General features: G+C 49.1%; 19 protein-coding genes and 1 pseudogene. 6 read left to right on the top strand and 14 right to left on the bottom strand.

Annotated features, from left to right (window positions below; translation table 11 throughout):
* Window positions 1-137: 137 nt before the first annotated feature.
* The 5 genes from lgt to HU824_RS08860 all read right to left on the bottom strand — a co-directional run bounded on the left by lgt (window position 138) and on the right by HU824_RS08860 (window position 5,707).
* Window positions 138-1,040, bottom strand: coding sequence for a prolipoprotein diacylglyceryl transferase (lgt, locus tag HU824_RS08880; RefSeq protein ID WP_176468642.1), 903 nt, complete (start codon window positions 1,038-1,040; stop codon window positions 138-140).
* A gap of 87 nt (window positions 1,041-1,127) precedes the next feature.
* Window positions 1,128-2,048 carry a ketopantoate reductase family protein gene (locus HU824_RS08875; protein ID WP_136008778.1) on the bottom strand — a complete coding sequence of 307 codons (921 nt, stop codon included), beginning with the start codon at window positions 2,046-2,048 and terminating at the stop codon, window positions 1,128-1,130.
* A 15-nt stretch (window positions 2,049-2,063) separates the two neighbouring features.
* A complete protein-coding gene (gene ychF / locus HU824_RS08870; protein ID WP_136008777.1) occupies window positions 2,064-3,167 on the bottom strand; it encodes a redox-regulated ATPase YchF in 1,104 nt (367 codons plus the stop codon).
* A 131-nt stretch (window positions 3,168-3,298) separates the two neighbouring features.
* Window positions 3,299-4,366: a PAS domain-containing sensor histidine kinase gene (locus HU824_RS08865; protein ID WP_176468641.1), complete on the bottom strand. Its 1,068-nt coding sequence runs from the start codon at window positions 4,364-4,366 to the stop codon at window positions 3,299-3,301.
* A gap of 6 nt (window positions 4,367-4,372) precedes the next feature.
* Window positions 4,373-5,707 (bottom strand): sigma-54 dependent transcriptional regulator, encoded by a 1,335-nt coding sequence (locus HU824_RS08860; protein ID WP_136008774.1) that lies wholly within the window; start codon window positions 5,705-5,707, stop codon window positions 4,373-4,375.
* A gap of 476 nt (window positions 5,708-6,183) precedes the next feature.
* Here HU824_RS08860 and HU824_RS08855 point away from each other — a divergent pair, with 476 nt between their 5' ends.
* The 4 genes from HU824_RS08855 (at window position 6,184) to HU824_RS08840 (ending at window position 11,993) form a co-directional block, all read left to right on the top strand.
* Window positions 6,184-7,539 (top strand): TolC family protein, encoded by a 1,356-nt coding sequence (locus HU824_RS08855; protein WP_176468640.1) that lies wholly within the window; start codon window positions 6,184-6,186, stop codon window positions 7,537-7,539.
* Window positions 7,540-7,663: 124 nt separating this feature from the next.
* Window positions 7,664-8,902 carry an efflux RND transporter periplasmic adaptor subunit gene (locus HU824_RS08850; protein WP_176468644.1) on the top strand — a complete coding sequence of 413 codons (1,239 nt, stop codon included), beginning with the start codon at window positions 7,664-7,666 and terminating at the stop codon, window positions 8,900-8,902.
* A complete protein-coding gene (locus HU824_RS08845; RefSeq protein ID WP_176468639.1) occupies window positions 8,902-11,307 on the top strand; it encodes an ABC transporter permease in 2,406 nt (801 codons plus the stop codon). The genes HU824_RS08850 and HU824_RS08845 overlap by 1 nt, the downstream gene beginning before the upstream one ends.
* Window positions 11,308-11,324: 17 nt before the next feature.
* Complete coding sequence (locus HU824_RS08840; protein WP_176468638.1) at window positions 11,325-11,993, top strand: ABC transporter ATP-binding protein; 669 nt, start codon at window positions 11,325-11,327, stop codon at window positions 11,991-11,993.
* Window positions 11,994-12,004: 11 nt separating this feature from the next.
* Here HU824_RS08840 and HU824_RS20025 read toward each other — a convergent pair.
* Window positions 12,005-12,205: pseudogene (locus HU824_RS20025) on the bottom strand (phosphohydrolase); the annotation flags it as partial.
* 177 nt (window positions 12,206-12,382) lie between these two features.
* On the opposite strand from HU824_RS20025, the gene HU824_RS08835 reads away from it, so the two are divergent.
* On the top strand, window positions 12,383-13,963 hold the full coding sequence (locus tag HU824_RS08835; RefSeq protein ID WP_176468637.1) for a sulfatase: 1,581 nt from the start codon (window positions 12,383-12,385) through the stop codon (window positions 13,961-13,963).
* A 132-nt stretch (window positions 13,964-14,095) separates the two neighbouring features.
* Here HU824_RS08835 and HU824_RS08830 read toward each other — a convergent pair whose 3' ends face one another.
* Together HU824_RS08830 and polA are read right to left on the bottom strand one after the other, a co-directional pair.
* The gene (locus HU824_RS08830; RefSeq protein WP_136008769.1) at window positions 14,096-14,488 is read right to left on the bottom strand and encodes a DUF3836 domain-containing protein; all 393 of its coding nucleotides are present in this window, start codon (window positions 14,486-14,488) and stop codon (window positions 14,096-14,098) included.
* 278 nt (window positions 14,489-14,766) lie between these two features.
* Window positions 14,767-17,622: a DNA polymerase I gene (gene polA / locus HU824_RS08825; RefSeq protein WP_176468636.1), complete on the bottom strand. Its 2,856-nt coding sequence runs from the start codon at window positions 17,620-17,622 to the stop codon at window positions 14,767-14,769.
* A gap of 88 nt (window positions 17,623-17,710) precedes the next feature.
* Here polA and HU824_RS08820 point away from each other — a divergent pair, with 88 nt between their 5' ends.
* A complete protein-coding gene (locus HU824_RS08820) occupies window positions 17,711-18,685 on the top strand; it encodes a polyprenyl synthetase family protein (protein WP_176468635.1) in 975 nt (324 codons plus the stop codon).
* An 86-nt stretch (window positions 18,686-18,771) separates the two neighbouring features.
* On the opposite strand, the gene deoC is transcribed toward HU824_RS08820, so the two are convergent.
* The 6 genes from deoC to mnmG form a co-directional block, all read right to left on the bottom strand.
* On the bottom strand, window positions 18,772-19,674 hold the full coding sequence (gene deoC, locus HU824_RS08815; RefSeq protein ID WP_176468634.1) for a deoxyribose-phosphate aldolase: 903 nt from the start codon (window positions 19,672-19,674) through the stop codon (window positions 18,772-18,774).
* On the bottom strand, window positions 19,661-19,999 hold the full coding sequence (locus HU824_RS08810) for a nucleotide pyrophosphohydrolase (RefSeq protein WP_176468633.1): 339 nt from the start codon (window positions 19,997-19,999) through the stop codon (window positions 19,661-19,663). Before HU824_RS08810 ends, deoC begins: the two co-directional genes overlap by 14 nt.
* Window positions 19,999-20,451: a D-aminoacyl-tRNA deacylase gene (gene dtd, locus HU824_RS08805; RefSeq protein ID WP_136008764.1), complete on the bottom strand. Its 453-nt coding sequence runs from the start codon at window positions 20,449-20,451 to the stop codon at window positions 19,999-20,001. Before dtd ends, HU824_RS08810 begins: the two co-directional genes overlap by 1 nt.
* Window positions 20,452-20,854: 403 nt before the next feature.
* Window positions 20,855-22,684 (bottom strand): excinuclease ABC subunit UvrC, encoded by a 1,830-nt coding sequence (gene uvrC, locus HU824_RS08800; RefSeq protein WP_176468632.1) that lies wholly within the window; start codon window positions 22,682-22,684, stop codon window positions 20,855-20,857.
* 123 nt (window positions 22,685-22,807) lie between these two features.
* Window positions 22,808-23,332: an adenine phosphoribosyltransferase gene (locus tag HU824_RS08795; protein ID WP_168354252.1), complete on the bottom strand. Its 525-nt coding sequence runs from the start codon at window positions 23,330-23,332 to the stop codon at window positions 22,808-22,810.
* A gap of 56 nt (window positions 23,333-23,388) precedes the next feature.
* A complete protein-coding gene (gene mnmG, locus HU824_RS08790; RefSeq protein WP_176468631.1) occupies window positions 23,389-25,263 on the bottom strand; it encodes a tRNA uridine-5-carboxymethylaminomethyl(34) synthesis enzyme MnmG in 1,875 nt (624 codons plus the stop codon).
* Window positions 25,264-25,671: the final 408 nt, after the last annotated feature.

Raw genomic sequence — 25,671 nt, 5'->3', positions numbered from 1 at the left:
TTTAGGAAGTAGCTATACACTTCTGAAGAGTAGTTATGTCTATATACAAACTTACCCAAGGATACGTTAATGTTCGTAAACTTGGGTAAGATTTTATAGATATTGTTTGGAGAGGACTTAGAATTCACCCTCATGTTTTATTTTGCTTTCTTCTTTCCGTAGAAACACATGAAATATACTCCGACAATCACAAACGGGATACTGAGCCATTGGCCCATGTTCAGCGTCATGCCGTCTTCAAAGTTCACTTGGTTTTCTTTCAGGAACTCGATGAAGAAGCGGAAAGTGAAAATCTCCGTCAGGCAGAGTCCGAAGAAGAAACCGCGGTGATAGGGCAGGGAAGCTCCGGCCTGCACGGCAGTTGATTTTCTGTGGGTGGTGCTGAAGTCTGTTTCAAGCTTGATTTCTTGTTTTTTCTGTCCGCGTTTGTATAGCCAGACCATCCCTAAGAAGAAGATGAAGTAGGCGATGGCTTCGTAGAGCTGTGCCGGGTGGCGAGGCAACATGTCTTCCCGCTCGAAGATGAATGCCCAAGGCACGTCGGTCGGTTTGCCGATGATTTCTGAGTTCATCAGGTTGGCAAGGCGGATACAACAGGCTGTGATGGGGGTGGCAACGGCTATCGTGTCGAGCACGTCTATGTAGTGCATCTTCGTCTTGCGGCAGTACATCCAGAGGGCGATAATCAGTCCCAGCGTGCCGCCGTGACTGGCAAGGCCGGTATAGCCTGTCATTTTCCATCCCGCGGCGGTCTGCTTGATGGGGAGAATCATCTCAACGAAGTGGTTCTGGTAGTAGGCCCAGTCATAAAATATGCAGTGACCCAGTCGAGCGCCTATCAGTATGCCGAAGAAACAATAGAAGAAAAGAGGTTCGAATTTCTTTTCGTCTATTCGGCGGTCGCGGTACTGGCGTTGCACGATAAGGTAGGCAAAAGCAAGTCCGATAATCCATAACAAACCGTAGTAGCGGATGGATATGCCGAAGAAGTTGAATAGTTCGGGATCGGGATTCCAGTTGATGGTGAGTAGTGATAACATATTTATTGAAGAATTAAATTACTGAATTACGGGGTTGTTCGGGACAAAGGTATGAAATAATCTCGTTAGGCAATTCATCGTGGCGGTTTATTTGAACTTCTCCGCCACCATCCTATACGTCGGCACCTCAATCCCTTGTTCCTCTGCAGCCGTAATCATGTCAAACAACAAGCCTTGTACCTCGCTCTGATGTCCTTTGGCCATGTCTTTCTGCATGGAGGCGGTGCTTTCGGGAGCGAGTTTGTCTATTACTTTGAGGTTATACTCTACCATGTCTTCCTTGAATTCTATACCCGATTTCTTGCCCAAGGCTGCGCTCTCTTGTGACAGTCCGATAAAGGTATCGCGCACCTTGCCCGGTTTCTGGACTTCGCCCATAGGAACGTCGTAATAGGCTCCGGTGACAGCCATTGCCGAGATGAACGACCACTTGACGAATGTATCCCGGTTGATGTCGTCGGAGATTTCGGCTTTGATGCCGCTTTCCTGCAAATCGCGTTGTACGGCTTCCAATGTTTCACGGGAAACAATCGTGTTGCGGTGTGCTCCGTAGACGAGCCGGAAAATCTTTCCCATCTGCGTGATTTCTCCCCGTCCGGATACGAAGCCTACGATGTAGATGCAGCCGTCGAGCACCGTGACGCCGGGTACCAGCCGCTGGATACGCGGACCGGTTCCGTAAACATTCAGGATGGGGATTACCACTGTACGGTCGTGTGAGGCACGTTTGATGAGTTCCGTGATGGAGTCTACGGAATAGCCTTTGACGCAGACGAAGATGATGTCTGCTTTGCCTTGGAATTCTTCTGCGGTAAATGCCGCCACTTTCAGAGAATGTTCGCCTTTCAAATCGGAGTGCAGTTGCAATCCGTTTTCGCGTATGGCGGCAAGGTGTTCGCCACGTGCAATGCAAGTGACGTCTTTGCCGGATAATGAAAGAAAGGCGGCGATGCTTCCGCCTACGCCGCCGGTACCTGCTATGAGGTATTTCAGATTACTGTTTGCCATCTGGAATGAATATCATTACACATTGAACCTGAAGTGCATGATGTCTCCGTCCTGCACCACATACTCCTTGCCTTCCACACCCAGCTTTCCTGCTTCGCGCACGGCGGCTTCGCTGCCATACTTGATATAGTCCTCATACTTGATGACCTCTGCCCGGATGAATCCTTTCTCGAAATCCGTATGGATAACGCCGGCGCATTGCGGCGCTTTCCATCCCTTGCGATAGGTCCATGCCTTTACTTCCATCTCTCCGGCAGTGATGAAGGTTTCGAGGTTCAGCAGGCTGTAGATAGCTTTAATCAGGCGGTTGCAGCCGCTCTCTTTCAGTCCCAGGTCTTCGAGGAACATCTGTTTTTCCTCGTATGTCTCCAGTTCGGCAATGTCGGCTTCGGTCTGTGCGGAGATGATGATAAGTTCGGCATCCTCGTCCTTGATGGCTTCGCGCACCTGTTCCACGTACTGGTTGCCGCTGGCGGCGCTTACATCATCCACGTTGCAGACGTAGAGCACGGGCTTCGTTGTGAGCAGGAACATCTGTTTGGCGCATTGTTCCTCGTCGTCGTTTTGCGGAATGACGGTGCGGGCGCTTTGTCCTTGTTCCAGAGCATCTTTATAGCGGAGCAGGAGTTCGTATTCTATCTTTGCTGCCTTGTCGCCACCCACCTTGGCTATTTTCTCCACGCGCTTGATGCGGTTTTCCACGGTGTCGAGGTCTTTCAGTTGCAGCTCTGTGTCGATGATTTCCTTGTCGCGCACGGGGTTCACCGAGCCGTCCACGTGGACGATGTTGCCGTTGTCGAAGCAGCGCAGCACGTGGATGATGGCATCGCACTCGCGGATGTTGCCTAGGAACTGGTTGCCGAGTCCTTCACCTTTGCTGGCGCCTTTCACCAGCCCGGCAATGTCGACAATGTCACACACGGCGGGTACGATACGCCCCGGGTGAACCAGCTCGGCGAGCTTCGTCAGCCGTTCGTCGGGTACGGACACTTGCCCCATTTGGGCGTCGATTGTGCAGAACGGGAAGTTTGCCGCTTGTGCCTTTGCGCTGCTCAAGCAGTTGAAAAGAGTGGATTTTCCTACGTTGGGAAGGCCCACGATACCAGCTTTTAATGCCATAGTGTTATCTTGTTTTTTAGTTATTGTTCAGTTAATTGGATGCAAAGATAATGCAAACCGCGGGCAGAATAAAATGAACTTGTTCATTTTTTGTGCCGAGGGGTGGCTTAGCTTCGCTTTTCGGGTGTTTTTCATCTGCCCGGGTGGCGGGTATCTATGGGTAAGGAAATCAGGAATGAAGTCTCGCAATAAGGCTGTGAGGTAACGGACAGTTCTCCGCCGTGCATGCGTATGATTTGGCGTGAGAGGCTCAGGCCGATTCCCGTTCCGGTGGTTTTGGTCGTAAAGAAAGGGATGAAAATGTCTTCTGCCAGGTTGGAGGGGATGCCGGGTCCGTTGTCCGTTACGGTTATATACAGTTGCTTTTCTTGGGTCTCCACTCTTATCCGGATTCTTCCGTCGGTTTGCTCGTCAAGGGCCTGCATCGCATTCTTTATCAGATTAATCAATACCTGCGACAGCATTTTCTCATCTGCATGAATCTGTATCTCGGGTGGAAGGCAGCATACCGAGAATCCGATATGCCGAAGTTGCATCTCTTCCTGATACAGTGTCCGAATGTCCAGTATCAGGTCTGTCAGGGAAAAGAATCTGGCTTCGGGCTGTTTCAGGCAAGCAAACTGCCTGTAAGATTCGGTGAGATACATCAAGTTTTGTCCTTGGCTTTTTATTGTCTCCAGCCCGCGTATCGTCTTTCCGATGGTGGCATCAGTCATATCCTTTGCGCATTTGCGGACATTGTCTGCCTGAAAATAAGAAAGAAGCGTATCTGAAAGTGATACGACGGGAGTGATGGAGTTCATGATTTCATGCGTCAATACGCGCATCAATTTCTTCCATGATTCATATTCTTTTTGATAGAGTTCGCGTTCGAACTCTTTTTTCTTGCAGGCTGTCATCAATGTGTATATCCTGTTGAACGAGGCATGCAGATGGAACTGTTCGCGGTTGGCTGCATGCTCTGGAAAATAGAGCGTGGATTCGTTGTCGGCTATGGAATCCAGAAACAGTCTTATTTTTCTGTTGTAGGCGTTCAGATAATGCACAAGAGCTCCGATGAGCCAGGCGGCTGTGCAAAGGGCCACTGTTCCCAGGATGACGGCCCGTCCGGAAATGATGCCGGCAAATCCCGATGTGGCTGCCAGGACAATGAGTATTACGTATGATAGAATACGTACGTATAGACGAGTGCTGAACATATACGGTCAGAGATTGAAACGTTTTATCTTGTTGTACAGCGTTTGCCTGCTTACTCCCAATTGTTCCGCTGTCGCTGTCAGGTTTCCTTCGTTCTGGGAGATGGCTGCCAGAATGGCCTGCCTTTCCACTTCTTCCAGATTGGTCACTTTGTCGAAAGAATGGGTCCTGCCGACGTGTAGGGAAAGTTCGGAGGCTCTGATTACACTCTTTTCCGTCAGAATCACCGCTTTCTCAATGGCATATTGCAATTCCCTGATGTTCCCCGGCCAAGGGTGGCTTTCCAGTTTCTGAAGGGCTTGGGGATGCAGGGTGAGTCCTGGCCGCTTATACAAGTCGGCATATTTTTTCAGGAAATGATTGGCGAAGAGAGCGATGTCCTCTTTCCGGTGCCGCAAGGGGGGGATTTCTATTTGTATCGTGTTGATGCGGTAGAACAGGTCTTCACGAAACTGCGACTGCCTGACCATTTCTTGCAGATTGCGGTTGGTGGCTGCAATCAGCCGTATGTTAATCGGGATTTTCTTGTTGCTTCCGAGGCGCATGATTTCTCTGTTCTGCAAAGCGACCAACAGCTTTGCCTGCAGTCCCAGCGACAGATTTCCTATCTCGTCCAGAAAAAGCGTGCTTCCGTTGGCTGCTTCGAATTTGCCCACCCTTTTTTCATGTGCATCTGTAAAAGCTCCTTTCTCATGCCCGAACAGCTCGCTTTCGAACAGTGACTCGCTGATGGCCCCCATGTCTATCTGATACATCTCATGCGGACTACGGAGCGAGAGGCGATGAATTTCACGCGCCAGCATTTCTTTTCCTGTTCCGTTTTCGCCATAGACTAGTATGTTGGCATCGGTCTTTGCCACTTTGGTTACTGTTTTAATCAGTTTCATCATCGCAGGCGAACGGCCGATAATCATCGCAGGTCCGTGGGCGCTTCGTACGGACTTGGTGGGCGACTTGAGCCTGCTTTCCTGTAAAGTGGTATGTATCTTATTGATTAATTGTTCGTTGTCCCAGGGTTTCAGCACAAAATCCGCGGCTCCGTTCTTCAGTGATTTCACGGCTAGGTCAATATCTCCATAAGCCGTCAACATGATGACCGGCAATTCCGGTACGGTTTCGTGGATGCGCTGGAGCCAGAATAGTCCTTCATTGCCGGTATTGACTCCCACGGAGAAATTCATATCCAGAATGACCAGATCGATGGAATGTTTGTCCAGGACAGTGATTATCTTGTTGGGGTCGGATATCGTTTCCACTCTTTCAAACTCACCTTCCAAAAGCAGTTCAAGGGAGGTCAATACGCTTTTATTGTCGTCTGCGATTAGGATTCTTCCGGGGTGCATAGGTTCTTTTTTGGGAATAAAGGTATGGGTTTTGCAAGTGCCCGGCAAAAAATCGTCTAATTATTTGACACTTTTGCAATTTAAGCTGGTTATGTTCCTCGTAAAGACAGAAAAGCATTCTCAATATCGGGCATTTTGTTGCTGTTTGTATAGCGGTGATAATCAATTACTTCTAACTTTACACTTCTTTATTAAGAATAAAGTGTTACTGTAATGCTGATAAAGTGGTGCTGTAACACCGGTAAAGTGGTGCTGTAACACCGATAAAGTGTTACTGTAATACCGATAAAGTTGTCTCTGATACTCGGAATGAAGTGTCGGTTAAAGAATGTGTCAAAAGATTGGACGGTGCGGCGTCAAAATGATAGACGGTTTTTTGTTTGATTGATTTGCAATCATCTATTTATTAGTATGTTGTATGTTTGGCATGCGGTTTGTATTGTGGAGATAAGTCTATAAGTAGCGAGTTGTTGGATATGAATGCGAGAATAACAATCAAACGTGGTTTATGGGTTCTGTTGTCAATCGGTATTTGGATGCCGGAGGTTGGCAGGGCACAGTCCGGTTGGACCGTAGAGGAGTGCATGCGTTATGCCGTCGAACATAATTTCCGGATACGGAACCGTCGGTTGGATTCGAAGATGGCCCGCACGGATGTAGCGGCGGGCTACGGAGATTTCCTGCCGTCGATACAGATTACCGGTGCGTCGGGCAAGCGGGAGGGACGTTCGGTAGATCCTCGCACGAACCAATATACTTCCGAGTCTTTTCTTGAAAACTCCTTTGGCCTGAACCTTTCTCTCTCTTTGTTTGAAGGGTTTGCGCGCATCAATAGATTGCAGTTTTATAAGCTGAATGGAAAAATGAGTGCCTTTACGGAAAAAATGGAAGAAAATGGGGTAGCCTTCAGGGTACTTGAAGCGTTTTATTGCTATTGTTTCGACGAGAAACTGTATGAACTCGCCATGAAACAGCGGAAACAGAGTGAACGTTATTACGAGCAAATGCTTGCCTACATTGACTTGGGGTTGCGTTCCCGCTCCGACTTGCAAGAAGTGAAGGCACGTTTGCAAGCCGACATTTATCAGGAAACGGTGAAATCAAACAATTGTCGTCTCTCTCTATTAACCCTGAAGGAGTTGATGGGGCTGAAAGATACGGATACCTTGTCAGTCTGTGTGGCAGACGGGCAGGGCACACCGGATGCTTCCCTTTCTCTAAGCTTGGATGACCTCTGTGCAAGCGCCGAGTCCTCCCTTCCGGAGTTTAATGTAATGAAGATGAGAGAGGAGGCCTCTCATGAACTGGTGGCCGTGGCATGCGGTTCTTTGTGGCCTTCCGTCCGGATGGAGTTTAACCTTGGTTCCGGATATTATGATACGGAGAAGGAAGAGTCCGGAAAAACGGTGCCGTTCTGCGAACAATGGAACAATAACAAGAGCCGGTATATCGGAGTATGCGTATCTTTACCCTTGTTTGACGGATTGTCCCGGCTCAAGAATATAAGGAAGGAGAAACTCCGCTTGCAGCAAGTGCGCAATGAGAATGAACAGCAACGCCTGTCCCTTTATAAAGAGATGCATGATACTTATTTTTCCTTCCGGGCTACGTCCGACGAGCGCCTTCGGGCCGACGAGCAACTCCGCGCAGCTGCTATCACGTGGGAAGAAAGCGAGGATAAATGGAAGGAAGGCATGGTGTCGGTGTTCGAGTTGCTGGAAAAGCGGAACAGGTACATGCAGGCCAAAGCAGAAGTGGTGCGAACGGGCTTGCAGCATGACTTGAAAAGCAGGATGGTACGATTCTACCAGGCAGGGACATTTTTAGAATGAGTAACAAATTTCGGAAGTTGCTTGGATTTTGTTTAAACTTGGAAAATGCTTATAAGAAAATCCAAACAGCTTCTCATATTCAATCAAAAAGAAACGAATGATGAATTCTAGTGATTTCAACGGAATGGATACGAAAATAGAGCGGAAGAAGCGTTTCCCGTTTCAAGTCGTCCTAGGTTCGGTTCTGGGTTGCATAGGCTTGTTGTGGATAGTTTTCCGTGACACTTCTTCTTCCATGAACGTGGATAAGGATAGTGTGACGATTGCTGCGGTGCGAGAAGACGAATTCAACGATTACATCCGTGTGGTAGGGCAAGTCATCCCCGATCATATCATCTATCTGGATGCCATAGAAGGCGGACGTGTGGAAGAGCGACCGGTCGAGGAGGGAGCACAAGTGAAGGCCGGAGACGTGATTCTTCGGCTGAGTAATCCGTTGCTGAACATCGGCATCTTGCAAAGCGAGGCAGATTTGGCTTATCAGGAGAATGAACTCCGCAACACCCGTCTCAACATGGAGCAGGAACATCTCCGCCTTCGCCAGGAGCGTATTACTTTGAACAAGGAACTGGTGCGCAAGGAACGCCGTTCCGGGCAGTACGAACGATTGTACCGGAAAGAGCTGGTGTCGCGCGAGGATTATCTGCAGGCCCGGGAAGACTACCGCGCGGCTTTGGAGCAGTTGGGAGTCGTGGATGAAAGAATCAGGCAGGATTCCTTGTTACGCGACAATCAGCTGCAAAGCCTGAATGAGAATATCCGGAACATGAAGAAGAGCCTTGTGCTGGTGCGCGAACGTCTGGAGAACTTGAATGTCAAGGCTCCCGTTGACGGGCAGTTGGGAAATGTGCAAGCTCAGGTGGGGCAGTCTATCTCGCAGGGCGAGCGTATCGGACAAATCATTACTCCGGAACTGAAAGTGGAAGCGCGGATTGACGAGCATTACGTGGAGCGCATCGTGCCCGGACTCCGTGCCCGCTTCGAACGTGAAGGGAAAAGCTATGACATGGTAATGGCAAAAGTATATCCGGAAGTGCAGAACGGCCAGTTTCGTACAGACCTGCACTTTGTTGCCGACCGCCCCGGCAATATCCTTGCCGGGCAGACCTGCCATATCGACTTGCAGCTAGGCGACCCGACGCAAGCTGTTATCATTCCGCGTGGAAGCTTCTACCAGACCGGTGGAGGCGGGTACGTCTACGTGGTGGACAAAGACGGAACGGTAGCCCACCGTCGTCCGATACGCATAGGTCGCCAGAACCCTTTGTACTACGAAATACTGGACGGGCTGCATTCGGGCGAGAAAGTCATAATCTCGGGATATGACTTATTTGGCAAGAACGAACGATTAAATTTACGATAATGGACTATTTCTCTCAGATTATGAAGAGCCAGCGGGTCAGAAAATCGCTTTCTGCCCTGAATGTATTGGGCCTTTCCGTGTGCATCGGTGCGGCTTTGCTGATTTTGTTTTATGTACGGTTTGAGTTGAGCTTCGATTCGTTTCACGACGGTGAACGAATCTACCGCGTGGAAAGCCGCCTTTATGAAGGAGAGGTGTTGACGGACAATTGGGCCACAACGGCATTTGGCCATGCACCCGTGATGCACCGCGAGATTCCCGGTATCGAGCAGTATGTAAGGGTTACCGCACAAGACCGTGAGCAGGAAGTGACGTACGGTGACCGTCAGTTCATCGAAGAACGTTATTGCTATACGGAACCCTCTTTTTTTGACCTGTTCAATTTTTCTGTCATTAAAGGAAAAGAAGAGGGGCAGCTGGTTCGTCCGCATACGGCCGTGATTACGGAGAGTGCTGCACGTCGCTACTTCCGCGACAGTGACCCTATAGGCAAAATTCTCTCTTTCAAGACCCCTTCGTCGGAACAGCATTTCGAAGTTACGGGAGTCATGGCAGACATGCCCTGCAACTCTCATTTGCGTTATGATTTCTTGCTTTCCTATTCGTCCATTCCCGAAGCCCGGCGCGACATCTGGTATATTCACGGGGTATATACGTACGTGCGTTTGGAGCCGGACAAGAATCCGCGGGAGGTGGAAGAAGCCTTTCGTGCCATCTCCGGGAAATATAAGACGGCGGCCTTGAAGCACAAGGATTGGCGGGTGGAGCTGATTCCTCTGAAGGACATTCACCTGACCCCTCGCAAATCGTATGAAAAAGAGGAAAAAGGAAGTCGGACAGCCGTTCGTATCCTTTCGGTGATGGCTGTGGCCTTGCTGCTGATAGGGTGGGTGAACGCGCTGAACCTGACTATTGCCCGCTATCTGGAGCGTGGCAGGGAGTTCGGGCTCCGCAAGGTCTTCGGGGCTTCGCGCCGCCAGATTGTGGTTCAGGGCTTGTTGGAGTCAGGGTTGTTGAACCTGTCGGCTTTGTTTTTGGCACTTGGCTGGTTGGAAGTCTTGCTGCCGGTTGCTTGTCGCTGGGCCGGGCGGGATTTTGCTTCCGGTGTGTCGGCATCGCCGGAGTGCTGGGCCATGACAATCCTGATATTTGCCGTCGGGGTTCTGTTCATCGGGTTCTATCCCTCCTTTTTGCTCACGCATATCAAGCCTTCGGATATTATGCGGGGAAAGCTGCTGCATAGCCGCAAAGGCAACAGGATGCGTAAGTTGCTGATTGTCGTTCAGTTCATGGCTTCTTTCATACTGGTATCGGGTACTTTTGTCGTGGCCCGTCAGATAGACTATATGCAACAGGCGACCGCTTCTGCTTCGTTGAGCCGGGTATTGGTCTTGAAACATCCTGCTTTGGCAGATGAGATGACCGTCAGGATGCAAAACTTCAAGAAAAGGCTGGAGCAGGAATCCTACATCAGCGGAGTGTCCGTTTCAGGTGCCGTGCCGGGCGTGGAGGTGGCGAATTATTTTACCAACCGTCCTTACGGAAGCGACATTTCGGAAGTGAAGCTCATACAGATGTTTGCCGTCGATTACGACTACCTGACGCTTTATGCGCCGGAATTGCTTTGTGGACGTGGATTTTCCGAGGAGTATGGTAATGAACTCAACAAGGTGGTGCTGAATGAAGAGGCTGTTCGGTTGCTGGGATATACTTCTCCCGAGGAGGCTTTGGGCAAGCAGCTGGCCATGGAAGTGCTGAAAGAGCCGCTCGAAGTGATTGGTGTGGCAAGGAATTACCATCAGCAGTCACTTGCCGAACCCTATAAGCCCATCATGTTTTTCATGAAGGAGCGTGTTCCGATTATAGCCACTCCTTATATATCGGTCAAAATGGAGGCTGGGATAACTCCGGAAAGGTTGGCCGGGATAGAACGGATTTACCGGATCTACTTTCCGTCGGCGGTCTTCTCTTATTTCAAATTAGACGATTATAACTACGAGTTGTATAAGTCGGACCGCAATTTCAGTTGGATATTCACGTGTGCGGCCTTGTTGGCGATATTCGTGGCTTGTTTGGGCCTGTGGATTATGGCTCTTTTTTCTACCCTGGCCCGTGTTCGTGAGGTGGGAATACGGAAAGTGCTGGGGGCCGACAAGAAGAGCCTTTTCAAGCTCCTGACCCGTGAGTTGCTGCAACTTACCGTATGGGCCGCAGTGTTGGGGACTCCTGTTTCTGTCATACTGATGAATGAATGGCTCAAGGGCTATGCCTTCCGTGTGTCGTTGCCTTGGTGGGGCTATGCCGTTGCCTTTGCAGGGATGCTGGGTATTGCCTTGCTGACGGTCAGCTATCAAGTCTGGCGTGTAATCCGGTTGAAGCCGATGCATATTTTGCGGAATGAATAATCTAAATACATAAAAAAATGATTAAGACAGAGAATCTATCTATGGTCTTCACAACCGAAGACGTACAGACCAGAGCACTGAGCGGTGTGAACCTGGCCATCAAGCCTGGTGAGTTCGTGGCCATCATGGGGCCGTCGGGATGTGGGAAGTCCACGTTGCTGAATATTTTGGGAACCCTTGAACTCCCGACCTCCGGCCGTTATCTTTTTGACGGCAAGGAGATGACCGGAATGAGTGAAGGCCGACTGACCGATTTCCGCAAGAAGCATATCGGTTTTGTTTTCCAAAGTTTTAACTTGATAGATGAGTTGACGGTATTCGAGAATGTAGAGCTACCTTTGATTTATCTGGGGATGCGGAAAGCGGACCGGAGGCGGAAAGTGACGGACGTGCTGCAACAAATGAACATCGCTCATCGTGCCGGACACTTCCCGCAACAGCTTTCCGGAGGGCAACAGCAACGGGTGGCCATTGCCCGTGCCGTCGTGACGGACTGTCCGCTGATTCTGGCAGACGAACCGACCGGCAATCTGGACTCCGCCAATGGACTCGAGGTGATGTCCTTGCTGCAAAAGCTGAACGAAGAAGGAACGACTATCGTTATGGTCACACACTCGGAAAGGGATGCGGGCTATGCCCATCGAATCATTTATCTGCTGGATGGCAGAATTGTGGAAAGGCAGTGATTGGTTTGCATTTATTGCTTCTCTTCTTCGAACATCCGGTTGAAGATCTGCCTTAACACATCTTTGTCCGCAAGGATAGCCCGGAGTTTCTTCAGCTGTTCCGCATTCTTGCCCTCGGGAAACCGGAGCTTCAGGTAACCGCCGGGGGCGTATTTCTCCGTAAGATGCCGGCAGAACCGCTGGTAGTGCCACTCTCTGTCTGCAGTGGGATTCGGGTATCATGCTTTTTCTGATTTATATGATGTCACGACGTCTTTCATTTAAAGGAATCAGAAGAGTTACAGGAAAAAATTGTAATATACTTTGCAAAAGTATGTATTTTCAGCTGTTTTCTGTTAATTTTGCGTGGGATATTTTGTATTTCGTGTTACATTAAATTTATAGATAGTATGAATAAACTGACATCAATTCTCATGTATGGCCTTACGGGAACGGTGGCAACCGCCTCATTTTCTTCCTGCAAGAACATGAAAAAAGAAGAGGTTAAGAAACCTATGAACATTGTCTACATCATGTGCGACGATCATTCGTTCCAGACAATCAGTGCCTACGACCGGCGTTATATGCAAACACCTAACATTGACCGGATAGCTAACGAGGGAGTGCGCTTCACCAACAGTTTTGTAGCCAATTCGTTGAGCGGACCTAGCCGTGCCTGCATGCTTACAGGCAAGCACAGCCATGCCAACGGTTATACCGACAATGCCGACGGAAACATGTTTGACGGTAGCCAGCAGACCTTTCCCAAGCTTCTGCAACAGGCCGGCTACCAGACAGCCATGATTGGGAAGTGGCACTTGGGCTCCGAGCCTACGGGGTTCAACCATTGGGACATCCTGGTAGGGCAGGGAGATTACTACAATCCCACCTTCATACGCAATGGCGAGAAGCTGAAGCGCGAAGGCTATGCAACAAATATTGTTACCGATGTTGCCCTCAACTGGATGGACAGTATTCGCGATGAGAACAAGCCTTTCTGCCTCTTCATTCACCATAAGGCACCGCACCGCACCTGGATGCCCGACCTCTGCGACCTCGACCTTTATGAAGATGTGACGTATCCTATGCCCAAGAACTTCTATGACAAATATGAGGGGCGTATTCCGGCTTCCAAGCAAGAGATGAGCATTATCGAAGACATGGATTTGGTCTATGACCTGAAAATGGCCGACAAGGAGAATGAAATACATACCAATACCGGGCTGGAAGGCTACGGTCGCTATCTGTATAACGCATTGAACCCCGAACAGAAAGCTGTGTGGGACAAACATTACGACCCCATTATCGCCAAGTTCAAGAAAGACAAACTATCAGGAAAAGCGCTGGCAGAGTGGAAGTACCAGCAATACATGCACGACTACATGCGCGTCATACATTCCGTAGACCGTAACGTGGGCCGCGTACTCGATTATCTGGAAGCACACGGTTTACTGGAGAATACCATGATTGTCTACACTTCCGACCAAGGCTTCTATATGGGCGAACATGGATGGTTCGATAAGCGATTCATGTATGAGGAGTCATTCCGTACTCCGCTTCTGGTGCGTCTGCCCGGTGGCAAGAAGGGGGATGTTGACGAGATGGTGCAGAACATAGACTACGGTCCCACTATTCTTGACCTGGCAGGCGTACAGGTGCCCGAAGATATGCACGGAGTTTCCTTCTTGCCGTTGCTAAGGGGAGAAGAAGTGCCCGAATGGCGTAGTTCCTTGTATTATCATTTCTATGAATACCCTGCCGAGCATTCCGTTTGCCGTCATTATGGCGTGCGCACCGACCGTTATAAACTGATTCACTTCTATAATGATGTGGATTGCTGGGAACTGTATGACTTGCAGACCGACCCGAGCGAGATGAACAATATCTTCGGAAAGCCCGGTACGGAAGAGATTACGAAGCAGTTGAAACAGGAGATGCTGAAGTTGCAGGAGCGGTATGACGACCCGATAAGGAACCAATATGAAGACTGATATCACCAAGCCTTCGAGGTGAACGGAAAAGGTAGAGAGCCGGAATACTTCGCGTACTCCGGCTCTCTATGTATAAAAAGGTTTTGGTTGGTTTAGGACTCGAATATTTTACTTTAAAAGAGAATTTGTCTGTTACATGTTGGGGTTGTCCATGATTACCGTCATCTCGGGAACCAGTACATATTCACCCTTCTTGCTGTTCCATTTATAGTACGTGGTAGTCATCGTCTTGCCTTGGTAGGCATAACGGATGCATATGTCGTTACCCCATGCATTCTTGGTGCTGTTCCATTTCAAGGCTTCGCTTTCTGTCATGCGGTTCTGGTCGTCGTACTTATAATTATACTTCATATAGTTGGCGAGCGTGTTTCCGTCCATCTTGTATACGGTCTCTGCCACTTTCATGCCATTTACTTCTTCCGAATTGTAAATGAAGTTGCTCTTATTGTCGGCTGATGCATTTAATCCGCAAACTAAGAGGAGTGCTGAAATAATCACTGTTTTTAAAGATACTTTTGCTTTCATGGCCTTATGTCTTTTTCTGTTTAACTTTCTATTTTCTATAAATATGTCATTTATTTCGCTGCAAAGGTACGTATTAAATTGACATAAATATAAATATTGGATTAAATTTTATCAATTTGTTATTATTGAGGAGCCCGCTATGCTTCCCTTTTGGCAAGATAGGTGAACAAAAAATATCCGGTAGCGAGGTTACCGGATATTCTGATGAGCAAACTGTATTTGGAAAGGATTGCTTCTGTTGCTTTCTGATTGTAAGTTAAATAAAGTTATTGGGCTGTTTAGTGTGCCTGCAACCAGTTGTTTCCCCACCCGCAATCGGCTTTCAGGGGTACGTGCATGCGATATGCCTGCTCCATCTCTTCGATTACGATTTTCTGCACAAGCTCCTTTTCCGCCTCTGGAACGCTGAAATTTAATTCGTCGTGGACTTGCAAAATCATCTTTGCTTTCAGATTGTAAGCTTGGAAACGTTGATAGATGTGTGCCATGGCTACTTTTATGATGTCGGCGGCACTTCCCTGGATGGGAGCATTGATGGCATTCCGTTCGGCATAGCCTCGGACTACTCCGTTTCTTGAGTTGATGTCCGGCAGAAAGCGCTTGCGGTGGAAGATGGTTTCCACATAGCCGTTTTCGCGTGCCACTTGGATACTTTTGTCCATGTACTCCTTGACTTGCGGATAGGTTTCAAAGTATCCGTCTATCAGCTCTTTGGCTTCCTGGCGGGAAACATCCATGCGCTCAGCCAGTCCGAAGACGGAGATGCCATAGATGATGCCGAAGTTTGCCGTTTTTGCCTTGCGGCGCATGTCGGCGGTTACGTTGCCGATATCTACCTTATATATCTTGGCAGCGGTGGCGGCATGGATGTCGTGCCCGCTGAGGAAGGCGTCTATCATGTTCTTGTCCTCGCTCAGATGGGCCATGATGCGCAGCTCTATCTGCGAGTAGTCGGCAGAGAAGAACTCGCAGCCGTCATCGGGGATGAACGCCTTGCGGATTTCCTTTCCGTCTTCGTCGCGGATGGGGATGTTCTGCAGGTTGGGGTTGCTGGAGCTGAGGCGTCCGGTGGCTGTCACCGCCTGGTTGAAGGAGGTGTGGATGCGTCCCGTGCGCGGATTGATGAGTTGGGGCAGGGCGTCTATGTAGGTGCTCAGCAGTTTTTTCAGTCCGCGGTACTCGAGTATCTTTCCGATGATTTCGTGCTTGCTGCGGTAGCTCTGCAGCACTTCTTCGGAAGTGACGTACTGCCCGGTTTTGGTCTTTTTGGCTTTCTCCACGATTTTCAGCTTGTCGAAGAGCACCTCGCCTACCTGCTTGGCAGAGCTGATATTGAACGTTTCTCCCGCCATCCCGTAGATTTCCTTTTCAATCTCCTGCAGGCGGACGGTGAAGTGCTGGGACGACTGCTTCAATGCTTTCGTATCGAGCAGTACTCCATTGCTCTCTATATTGACAAGTACGGGCACGAGCGGCATCTCTATTTCGTAGAACAGATGTTCGGCACTTTGCTTTTTCAGCTCCTTTTCCAGTACGTTCTTCAGTTTGAGGGTGACGTCTGCATCCTCGCAGGCATAACGGTAGACGTCTTCGGGCGGAAGGTCGCGCATGTTCTTCTGTTTTTTGCCCCGCGCTCCAATCAGCTCGTCGATGTGGATGGTCTGGTAGTGCAGATAGATTTCCGCCAGATAGTCCATGTTGTGCCGGAGTTCGGGTTGAAGCACGTAATGGGCAAGCATGGTGTCGAAAAGCTTGCCCTTCACCCGGACTCCGTAATTCTGGAGGATAATCATATCGTACTTGATATTTTGTCCTACTTTCATGGATTTTTCGTTTTCGAGGAGTGGGCGGAACTCATTTACAATTTTTAAGGCTTCCTCTCGTTCAGCAGGCACGGGTACGTAGTACGCCCGATTTTCAGCGTCGCTGAAGCTCATTCCCACGAGTTCGGCATCCATCGGTTCGGTTCCGGTGGTTTCGGTATCTATTGAGAGAATTTTGCTTGTAAGTAACTTTTGAATAGTTTTCCTTCTTTTTTCTTCTGTATCAATGAGTTGATAATCCACATCGAGCATTTCTAACCGCTTCAGATTTGAATTTTCGGAAGCGCCCGTCCACTCGCCCGCCAAATTTGCAAACAAATCGCCTTGAACGGGGACACTGTTTTCGGGAGTGGAGATTTGCGGCTGGGCAAACAGAGTTCCGGCAAAGGGGTCGGGGGCCGGAGAGGTTGGGGTGGGGGAGGAAGAGTCGCCGTTTCCTTTTTTGAGTACTCGGTCGATAAGCGTACGGAATTCCAGTTCCTCGAAAATCCTGCGGAGTTCTTCTTCGTTCGGCTCTTCCCGGACAAGCGAATTCATGTCGAGTCGGATGGGGACATCCGTTTTGATGGTGGCAAGGAATTTGGAGAAGGTAATCATCTCCCGGTTTGTCTCCACTTTCGTTTTCAGTGCGCCTTTCAGTTGCCCGGTGTGTTCCAGCAGATTCTCGATACTGCCGAATTCGGCAATCAGTTTCTGTGCGGTTTTCTCGCCCACACCCGGACAGCCGGGGATGTTGTCGGAAGCATCTCCCATCAGCCCGAGCATATCGATGACCTGCTCCGTGGACTGTATATTGAACTTCGTCTTTACCTCTTCCGTGCCCATAATCTCGAATCCGCCGGTGTGCTTGGGACGGTACATGAAGACATTGGCTGATACTAGTTGTCCGTAGTCCTTGTCGGGAGTCATCATATAGGTGGTGATGCCCTGCCGTCCGGCTTCGGTGGCAAGCGTGCCTATTACGTCGTCCGCTTCATAGCCGCCCACCTCGAGGATGGGGATGCGGTAGGCGCGGATGATATCCTTTATAATAGGTACGGAAAGGCGGATGGCCTCGGGCGTCTCTTCGCGCTGTGCCTTGTATTGCTTGTAGGCTTCGTGGCGGAAGGTAGGTCCCGACGGGTCGAAGGCCACCCCTATGTGTGTGGGATTCTCTTTTTTGAGTACTTCTTCCAGGGTATTCACAAAGCCTAGAATGGCCGAAGTGTTGAATCCTTTTGAGTTGATTCTCGGGTTCTTGATGAACGCATAATAAGCCCGATATATCAGTGCGTATGCATCGAGCAAAAACAGTTTATCGATTGAATTCATACATTTAATCCTTTTTTTTCATGGTAAAAGTACAAAAAAATACCGTATTAACCGTTTTATTACTATTTTTGTGGGCAAATAGAGATGCATGGACTACTCATCACTTATACAATCTCCGATTTCTGAGGAATTGGAGGACTTCAAGAAACTTTTTGAAAGTGCCCTCACCAGTTCCAACCTTTTGCTGAACAGCGTGATTGCGCATATCCGGCAGAAGAATGGAAAGATGATGCGCCCCATTCTGGTGCTTCTGGCTGCGAAGCTTTTTGGTAGGGTATGTCCTGCAACCCTGCATGCTGCGGTTGCGCTGGAACTTCTTCATAATGCAAGCCTTGTGCACGATGATGTAGTGGACGAAAGTACTGAACGCCGTGGACAACTCTCCGTTAATGCCGTTTTCAATAATAAGGTAGCCGTGCTGGCAGGCGATTATCTGCTTGCAACAGCGTTGGTGCAAGTGGGCATGACCCGTAATCATGACATCATTGACATTGTCTCCTGTCTGGGGCAGGACTTGGCGGATGGTGAGCTTCTGCAGCTCTCCAATGTCAGCAATCTCCATTTCTCCGAGGATGTCTATTTCGACGTTATCCGCAAGAAGACGGCCGTGCTTTTTGCGGCTTGTACGAAGGCGGGAGCTCTTTCGGTGGGAGCCGGCGATGAAATGGCGGAATCTGTACGTCTGTTCGGTGAATATATCGGGCTTTGCTTTCAGATAAAGGATGATATTTTCGATTACTCCGAGAGCAAGGAGATAGGCAAGCCTACCGGAAATGATATGGTGGAAGGGAAGTTGACTCTGCCCACGCTCCATGTACTCAATACCGTGAAGGATAAAACAGCGGAAGAGATAGCCGTGAAGATAAAGAACGGGGAGGCAACGACGGATGAAATAGCCCATTTAATCGAATTTACCAAACAGCATGGTGGTATAGAGTATGCCTCGCAAGTGATGTATGAATATAAGGAAAAGGCTCTTTCTTTGCTGGCTTCTTTGCCCGATACGGAGGTGAAGGCGGCGCTTGCCGGGTATCTGGACTATGTGGTGGAGCGGGAGAAATGACGGAGCTGTTTCCGGCCGATGATAATGATAAAGCCTGATGGAATCCAATCCGTCAGGCTTTATTCATAGGTAGATGCAGCTTCTTCTTAGAAGAATTTCATCTCTTCACCCTTGATTTCCGAAAGCAGCAGGTTGGCAAGACGGCTGGTTCCCAAGCGGAACAGTTCGTTGTTCAGCCATTCTTCGCCGAGCACTTCCTTGACGATAGTGTAGTAAATCAGTGCGTCATTCACGCAGTTGATTCCTCCTGCAGGCTTAAAGCCTACCTTGATACCCGTCAGCTCGTGATATTCCTTGATGGCCTGGCACATGACCAGAGCGGCCTCCGGTGTAGCTGCAGGCTGCTGCTTGCCGGTGGAGGTTTTGATGAAATCGGCACCCGAATACATGGAAAGGATAGAGGCTTTCTTGATGTTCGAAGCCGTTTTCAAGGCTCCGGTTTCGAGGATTACCTTCATGTGGTGCTCCTTGCAGGTAGCCTTGAGCTCCTGTATCTCCTCGCACATGCTTTCGTAGTCGCCTGCCAGGAACTTGCCCACCGAAATGACGATGTCTATCTCGTCGGCGCCTTCCATCAGGGCCATGGCGGTTTCTGCCACTTTCACTTCGACGAAAGTCTGGGAGGAGGGGAAACCGGCCGATACGCAGGCGATTTTTACATCTTCCACTTCCAATGTGTCTTTTACGACTTCTGCGAAATTGGGGTATACGCAGATGGCTGCCACGTTCTTCAGGTCGGGGAACTCTTCGTCGAACCTGTTCACTTTCTGGGTGAACTTCATGACGCTTTCGTCGCTGTCTTCACTCTTCAGGGTAGTGAGGTCGATGCAGTTGAACAGGAACTTTTTCACTTCCGGTGTATTGTTTTCCGGTACTTTTTCTTCGATGATGGCGGCTGTTTGTGCGGCTATTTCCGCATCATCCAGCTGGGTGTTGTACTTTGCCAGGGCGGCATCGTACTTGCTTTGGGTAGGCTCATTTTTCTCCATAATCTTTCAATTTCGGGTTATTGATATGTCTTGTCCGGTCACGTCCGGTTTTCTTCTCGAGGTTGCGGTGAAAGGCTTCGGTAAGGTTCACTCCGGTCTGGTTCGCAATGCAGAGAAGTACCCAGAGAACGTCTGCCATTTCATCGTCGAGGTTGTCTTTTTCTCCCTCCTTGAAGGACTGGTCTCCATACTTGCGGGCCATGACACGGGCCAGTTCGCCCACCTCTTCGGTCAGGATGGCCATGTTGGTGAGTTCGCTGAAATAGCGTACTCCGTATTCCTTTATCCAGGAATCCACTTGTTTCTGTGCTTCTTCTAGCGTCATTATTCCTTGTTTTTTGTATCCATACAGATGGTCACGGGGCCATCGTTCATCAGTTCTACCTTCATGTCGGCGCCAAATTCGCCGGTACCTATTTCTTTACCTAAAGCCAGACTCAGTTCTCTGCAGAATTGTTCGTACAGCGGCACGGATATTTCCGGCCGTGCCGCCCGTATGTAGGAGGGACGGTTGCCTTTCCTGGTGGAGGCGTGGAGGGTGAACTGGCTGATGACCAGTATGTCGCCGCCTGTATCAAGAATGGACTTGTTCATTACGCCGTTTTCGTCATCGAAAACGCGCAGGTTGACTATCTTCTTGCAGAGCCAGTCGATATCTTCCTTTCCATCGGATTCTTCGATGCCTACGAGTATCATGAGGCCCTTTCCGATGGAGGCTTTGCAGGTTCCGTTGATGGTGACGGAAGCGTGTCCGGCACGTTGTATCACTACTCTCATGTTTTTCTTGTCTTTTTGAGGCAACAAAGTTACGAATTAATTCGTTGCGTACATGGCTTTACGGGCCGATTTATCAGGCATTATCCGCGGCTTTTTCATTTGCAGCAGTTAGAGGATCTATCACTTCGCTCCGTCAGGAGCTAAAGAAGTTAGAGTCGGTACTCTTGCGTATGTACTTGCAGAAGTATCGGCTTAACTCCTGAGCCCGAAGGGCGATAACTCCCTTTACCTCCTTTAAATGAAACAGCCTTTGAATGAAATAACCGTGAGCATTATCAGGCGTTTTGACAGATACTGGACTTTGTCGTCTCAGACGCCAGTGTCTGTCCGCTTGAACACCAGTGTTTGTCCGCTTGAACACCAGTGTCTGATAATGGCTGCTCAATACGCTGTAAATCAGTGCTTATTTTTCCGAAAAATAGGTCTGTATGATTCTTGCCTTTGCTTCTCCCACTACGGTTGCCAGCTCTTGGGCAGATGCTTCGCGGATACGCTTCACGCTTTTGAACTCCTTGAGCAACGCACTTTTTGTCTTTTCTCCGATGCCTTTTATCTCGTCCAGTGCAGAGGCTATCTGCCGTTTGCTGCGTTTGTCGCGGTGGAAGGTGATGGCAAAGCGGTGTACTTCATCCTGAATCTGCGTCAGCAACCGGAAGAGGGGGGTGTTCTGTTTCAATCCGATGGTTTGGGGAGGGAAGCCGTACAGCAGCTCGGAAGTGCGGTGTTTGCCATCCTTGGCAAGTCCGGCGATGGGGATGTTCAGACCAAGTTCGTCCATCACCTCTTTTACGGCGTTCATTTGCCCTTTCCCGCCGTCGGTGATAAGGAGGTCGGGCAGGGGAGCTTTCTCTTCTATGGCGCGCTGATAGCGCCGTTTTACGACTTCTTTCATGGAAGCATAGTCGTCCGGCCCCTCTACGGTCTTGATATTGTACTTGCGGTAATCTTTCTTGGAAGGTTTCCCCTTGACGAAGACCACGCACCCGGCCACGGGGTCGGAACCTTGGATATTGGAGTTGTCGAAGCATTCTATCTGCATGGGCAGGCGGTCCAGGTGCAGCTCTTGCTGTATCTCTTTCAGCAGACGTACGGTCCGTTGTTCCGGATTCAATTTTTCGGCTTGTTTCAGACGGTCGGCTTTGTACTGCTTCACGTTGAGGATGGAGAGTTCCAGCAGTTTCTTTTTGTCTCCCCGTTGCGGGATGGTGAAAACGACGTCTTTCAGTTCCATATCCAGCTCAAAAGGCACGATGATTTCGCGCGAAAGGCTTTTGTACCTCTCCCGCATTTCGATGATGCCGAGTGAGAGCAGTTCTTCTTTGGTCTCGTTCAGCCGCTTCTTATATTCGAAGGTGAAAGCCTGGTTGATGGCACCGTTCGTGATGTGCAGGTAATTGATAAAAGCAGACTTCCCGTCACTGTCTTCTTCGATGGAGAATACGTCGATATTGTGCAGCACGTTACTTACCACTTCCGATTTCGCCCGGTAGTTTTCAAGCAGCAGGTATTTCTCCTTTATCTTCTGTGCTTCTTCAAACTTCATTTCGGCTGCCAGTTCCTGCATTTGTTGGAAAAGCATCCGTTCTATCTCCTGGGTATTCCCTTTGAGTATTTCCTTGATTTCAGCGATGTTTTTCAGATACTCCTCCTGACTTTGTCTGCCGATGCAGGGTCCTGCACAGTTCTTGATGTGATATTCCAGGCAGACATTGAACTTTCCGGCACGTATGTTCTCCGGAGAGAGGTTCAGGTGGCATGTACGCAAAGGGTACAGGTGCTTGATGAGGTCGAGTAATGCGTACATGGAAGGTATATGGCTGTAAGGGCCATAATAGGAGGAGCCGTTACGGATTATCTTCCGGGTTCTGAATACGCGTGGAAAGTATTCGTTCTGCACGCAGATGCTGGGATATGTTTTGTCGTCTTTCAACAGCACGTTGTAGCGTGGCTTGTATTTCTTGATAAGATTGTTTTCCAGCAACAGCGCGTCTTCTTCCGTATTCACCACGATATACCGAATATCTGCAATCTTGCTTACCAATACCCGTGTCTTTCCCGGTTCGTGCTCGCGGTTGAAGTAGGAGGATACTCTTCGCTTCAGGTTTTTGGCCTTTCCTACGTATATGATGGTTCCTTCAGTATTCAGATATTGGTAAATACCGGGGCTTTCGGGAAGGTTGGATACAATCCCTTTGAGGTAGTCGTTGGTTCGTAATTCAGAACTGCTTTCCATAAATTATCTTGTATCTATAACCTGATTTTGATTTCTTGTTCTCCATGATTGTTCTATCCCGTCCTTTGGTTTCCCTCCTTCCGGAAGGAGGAAAATTGGAGATGGCTTAGGGAGACGATTTGCTTATAATGAAAGCACCGTCTCTACCTCTACATCCTTGCCGAACACTTCTCTCCCGTGGAGGTCTTTCAGCTCGATGATGAAGTTTACATAAGTTTTCTTGGGATTTGTCTGTTTCACCAGCTTGCAGGCTGCTTCCATTGTTCCGCCGGTTGCCAGCAAGTCGTCGTGCAGCAATACTACATCGTCTTCGGTGATGGCATCCTTGTGCATCTGTATGGTGTCTTTGCCGTATTCTTTGTCATAGCTTTCCTCAATGGTTTCTGCTGGCAGCTTTCCCGGTTTGCGGATGGGAACGAAACCTGCCCCCAGTCTGGTGGCGAGAATTGGTCCCATAATGAAACCTCTTGATTCGATACCTGCTACTTTGGTTATTCCTTTGTCCTTGTACATCTCGTACAGCGTGTCCGAAAGTTCCTGCAAGGCGGCAGGTTCCTTGAACAGGGTGGTTACATCGTAGAATAGAATTCCCGGGATGGGGAAGTCGGGTATTTCCCGAATGCTTTTGGCGAGTGTTTCTTTGCTCATAATCAGTTTATTTAATACGTTTGTTGAATTCTTTGTTTCACGTGGAACTTTGCCTCCTATCGTCCGCAAAGCACCAGCAGTACGTTGATGTCGCTTGGAGATACTCCCGGAATGCGGCTTGCCTGGGCTATTGTTTCTGGGTCGATCTTCATCAGCTTCTGTCTGGCTTCGGTGGAGAGGGACTGGATGGAGTTATAGTCAAACTTCCCTTTTATTTTGATGCTTTCCAGTCTTGCCAGCTTATCCGCAATAATCCGTTCGCGTCCGATGTACCCCTCGTATTTGATAAGTATTTCTGCTGCTTCTACAATTTCTTCCTTTCTGTCGGATATTTTATCCAGTTCCCGCTTAAAGGCGTTGACGTGTTCGGCAATATTATCAATCGTTACTTGCGGCCGGTTTATCAAATCAATCAGTTTGCATCCTTGGCGCAGTGGAGTAGTGCCAAGCTGTTCCAATGCCGGATTGATTAATGCCGGTTTCATCGAATAGTTCCGTGTGAAGTCTATGATTCGGTTCACGGCTTCACGCTTTTCTGTCAGCAGTCTGTAGCGGTCTTCCTTGGCGAGTCCCAACTTCCATGCTTTTTCCGTGAGGCGCATGTCGGCATCGTCCATACGGAGGAGGATGCGATATTCGGCACGGGAAGTAAACATGCGGTAAGGCTCGTCCACGCCTTTTGTTACCAGGTCATCGATTAAAACACCGATATATGCTTCATCCCTTGCTAGGACAAACGGTTCTCCGCCGTGGCAATTGATGTGGGCGTTGATACCTGCCATGATTCCTTGTCCGGCAGCTTCCTCGTAACCGGTAGTTCCGTTTACTTGTCCGGCAAAGAACAGATTCTTTATTTTCTTCGTCTCCAGCGTATGCTTCAGTTGCGTAGGGTCAAAGAAGTCGTATTCGATGGCATAGCCGGGGCGGTAGATGACCAAATCTCTGAATGCCGGTATCTTTTTCAACGCCGCAATCTGGATGCTCATGGGCAATGAAGAAGAGAATCCGTTCAGGTAGAGTTCTTGGGTTGTTTCTCCTTCGGGCTCCAGAAAAAGCTGGTGCTGCGGTTTGTCGGGAAAGGTCACAATCTTGGTTTCTATGCTGGGACAGTAACGCGGACCGATACTTTGAATCTGTCCGTTGAAAAGGGGAGAATCGGGGAGCCCTTCGCGAAGGATGCGGTGCGATTCTTCGTTGGTGAAGCAAGTCCAGCATGGAAGCTGTTTGAGGTGGCGTATGCCGGTGTTCATGAACGAGAATTTGTGGAAGTCGCATTCTCCGTCTTGGATTTCCATATCCTCATAATGCACGCTGCGTCCGTCTATGCGTACGGGGGTTCCCGTCTTCATGCGTCCGAATGTGATGCCATGTTTGGCGATGGACTCGGTTAATTGGTAGGATGCAGGTTCTGCCATGCGTCCGCCCGGAAGCATAGTGCGCCCCACGTGCATCAGTCCGTTGAGGAAAGTGCCTGCGGTGAGTACTACACATTTGGCACGGAACGTTACTCCCCAGAGGGTCACTACTCCCGTAATCTCACCGTTTTCAACGAGGATTTCCTGCACGGTATCCTGCCAGATATGCAGATTGGGGATGTTCTCCAGAATATCTCTCCATGCCCAGATGAATTTGTTGCGGTCGCACTGTGCGCGCGGGCTCCACATGGCAGGGCCTTTGGAGCGGTTCAGTATACGGAACTGTATGGCTGTCTGGTCTGTCACCAGGCCCGTATATCCTCCCAGAGCATCTATTTCGCGTACTATTTGTCCTTTGGCGATGCCTCCCACTGCCGGATTGCAACTCATCTGACCGATTTTGTTCATATCCATTGTGATGAGACAGGTCTTTGAACCGAGGTTTGCGGCAGCAGCTGCTGCCTCGCATCCGGCATGTCCGGCACCGATTACAATAATGTCATACTTAAACTCCATTCGTTCCGTGTAATTTAAAACTGTGCAAAGTTACTAAAAAGTTGCGGTTTCGTCATGTGTTATCTTACAGAATACTTGTCTGTTCTCAATGTGTGTGAGGGGAGACTCCGGATGAAATATCCTGTAATGGTTAAAGAATTTAAATGACGGTGGGATAATTAAGAAAGCATTTGTCTGGTAACTTTATTATCAATTTCTTTACGACAACAAAAAGAATTTATTCCTCGTTGTCACGTCCGCAAGCGTGTTACTCCGTAGCAATTCATTCCTTTGTTTGCCTTTTAATCAGTGATACATAAATTTTGAGTGGATGAAGAACAAACAGCTTTCCGTTGTCCCTGCCTGGAACCTGCAAATTTAGGATAATCCGGAAGTTTTAAGCGTCAGAAGGGATAAATGTGGCATTTA

The sequence above is a fragment of the Bacteroides sp. L10-4 genome, from assembly GCF_013373675.1.
GTDB classification, from domain to species: Bacteria; Bacteroidota; Bacteroidia; order Bacteroidales; family Bacteroidaceae; genus Bacteroides; species Bacteroides muris.
The sequence above is the reverse complement of the archived record's forward strand: the minus strand, read 5'-3'. Positions and strand labels throughout refer to the sequence as shown.

Coding starts and splice junctions, on each gene's coding strand:
- lgt (WP_176468642.1), bottom strand. CDS start 1,040: ATGTTATCACTACTCACCATCAACTGGAATCCCGATCCCGAACTATTC.
- HU824_RS08875 (WP_136008778.1), bottom strand. CDS start 2,048: ATGGCAAACAGTAATCTGAAATACCTCATAGCAGGTACCGGCGGCGTA.
- ychF (WP_136008777.1), bottom strand. CDS start 3,167: ATGGCATTAAAAGCTGGTATCGTGGGCCTTCCCAACGTAGGAAAATCC.
- HU824_RS08865 (WP_176468641.1), bottom strand. CDS start 4,366: ATGTTCAGCACTCGTCTATACGTACGTATTCTATCATACGTAATACTC.
- HU824_RS08860 (WP_136008774.1), bottom strand. CDS start 5,707: ATGCACCCCGGAAGAATCCTAATCGCAGACGACAATAAAAGCGTATTG.
- HU824_RS08855 (WP_176468640.1), top strand. CDS start 6,184: ATGAATGCGAGAATAACAATCAAACGTGGTTTATGGGTTCTGTTGTCA.
- HU824_RS08850 (WP_176468644.1), top strand. CDS start 7,664: ATGGATACGAAAATAGAGCGGAAGAAGCGTTTCCCGTTTCAAGTCGTC.
- HU824_RS08845 (WP_176468639.1), top strand. CDS start 8,902: ATGGACTATTTCTCTCAGATTATGAAGAGCCAGCGGGTCAGAAAATCG.
- HU824_RS08840 (WP_176468638.1), top strand. CDS start 11,325: ATGATTAAGACAGAGAATCTATCTATGGTCTTCACAACCGAAGACGTA.
- HU824_RS08835 (WP_176468637.1), top strand. CDS start 12,383: ATGAATAAACTGACATCAATTCTCATGTATGGCCTTACGGGAACGGTG.
- HU824_RS08830 (WP_136008769.1), bottom strand. CDS start 14,488: ATGAAAGCAAAAGTATCTTTAAAAACAGTGATTATTTCAGCACTCCTC.
- polA (WP_176468636.1), bottom strand. CDS start 17,622: ATGAATTCAATCGATAAACTGTTTTTGCTCGATGCATACGCACTGATA.
- HU824_RS08820 (WP_176468635.1), top strand. CDS start 17,711: ATGGACTACTCATCACTTATACAATCTCCGATTTCTGAGGAATTGGAG.
- deoC (WP_176468634.1), bottom strand. CDS start 19,674: ATGGAGAAAAATGAGCCTACCCAAAGCAAGTACGATGCCGCCCTGGCA.
- HU824_RS08810 (WP_176468633.1), bottom strand. CDS start 19,999: ATGACGCTAGAAGAAGCACAGAAACAAGTGGATTCCTGGATAAAGGAA.
- dtd (WP_136008764.1), bottom strand. CDS start 20,451: ATGAGAGTAGTGATACAACGTGCCGGACACGCTTCCGTCACCATCAAC.
- uvrC (WP_176468632.1), bottom strand. CDS start 22,684: ATGGAAAGCAGTTCTGAATTACGAACCAACGACTACCTCAAAGGGATT.
- HU824_RS08795 (WP_168354252.1), bottom strand. CDS start 23,332: ATGAGCAAAGAAACACTCGCCAAAAGCATTCGGGAAATACCCGACTTC.
- mnmG (WP_176468631.1), bottom strand. CDS start 25,263: ATGGAGTTTAAGTATGACATTATTGTAATCGGTGCCGGACATGCCGGA.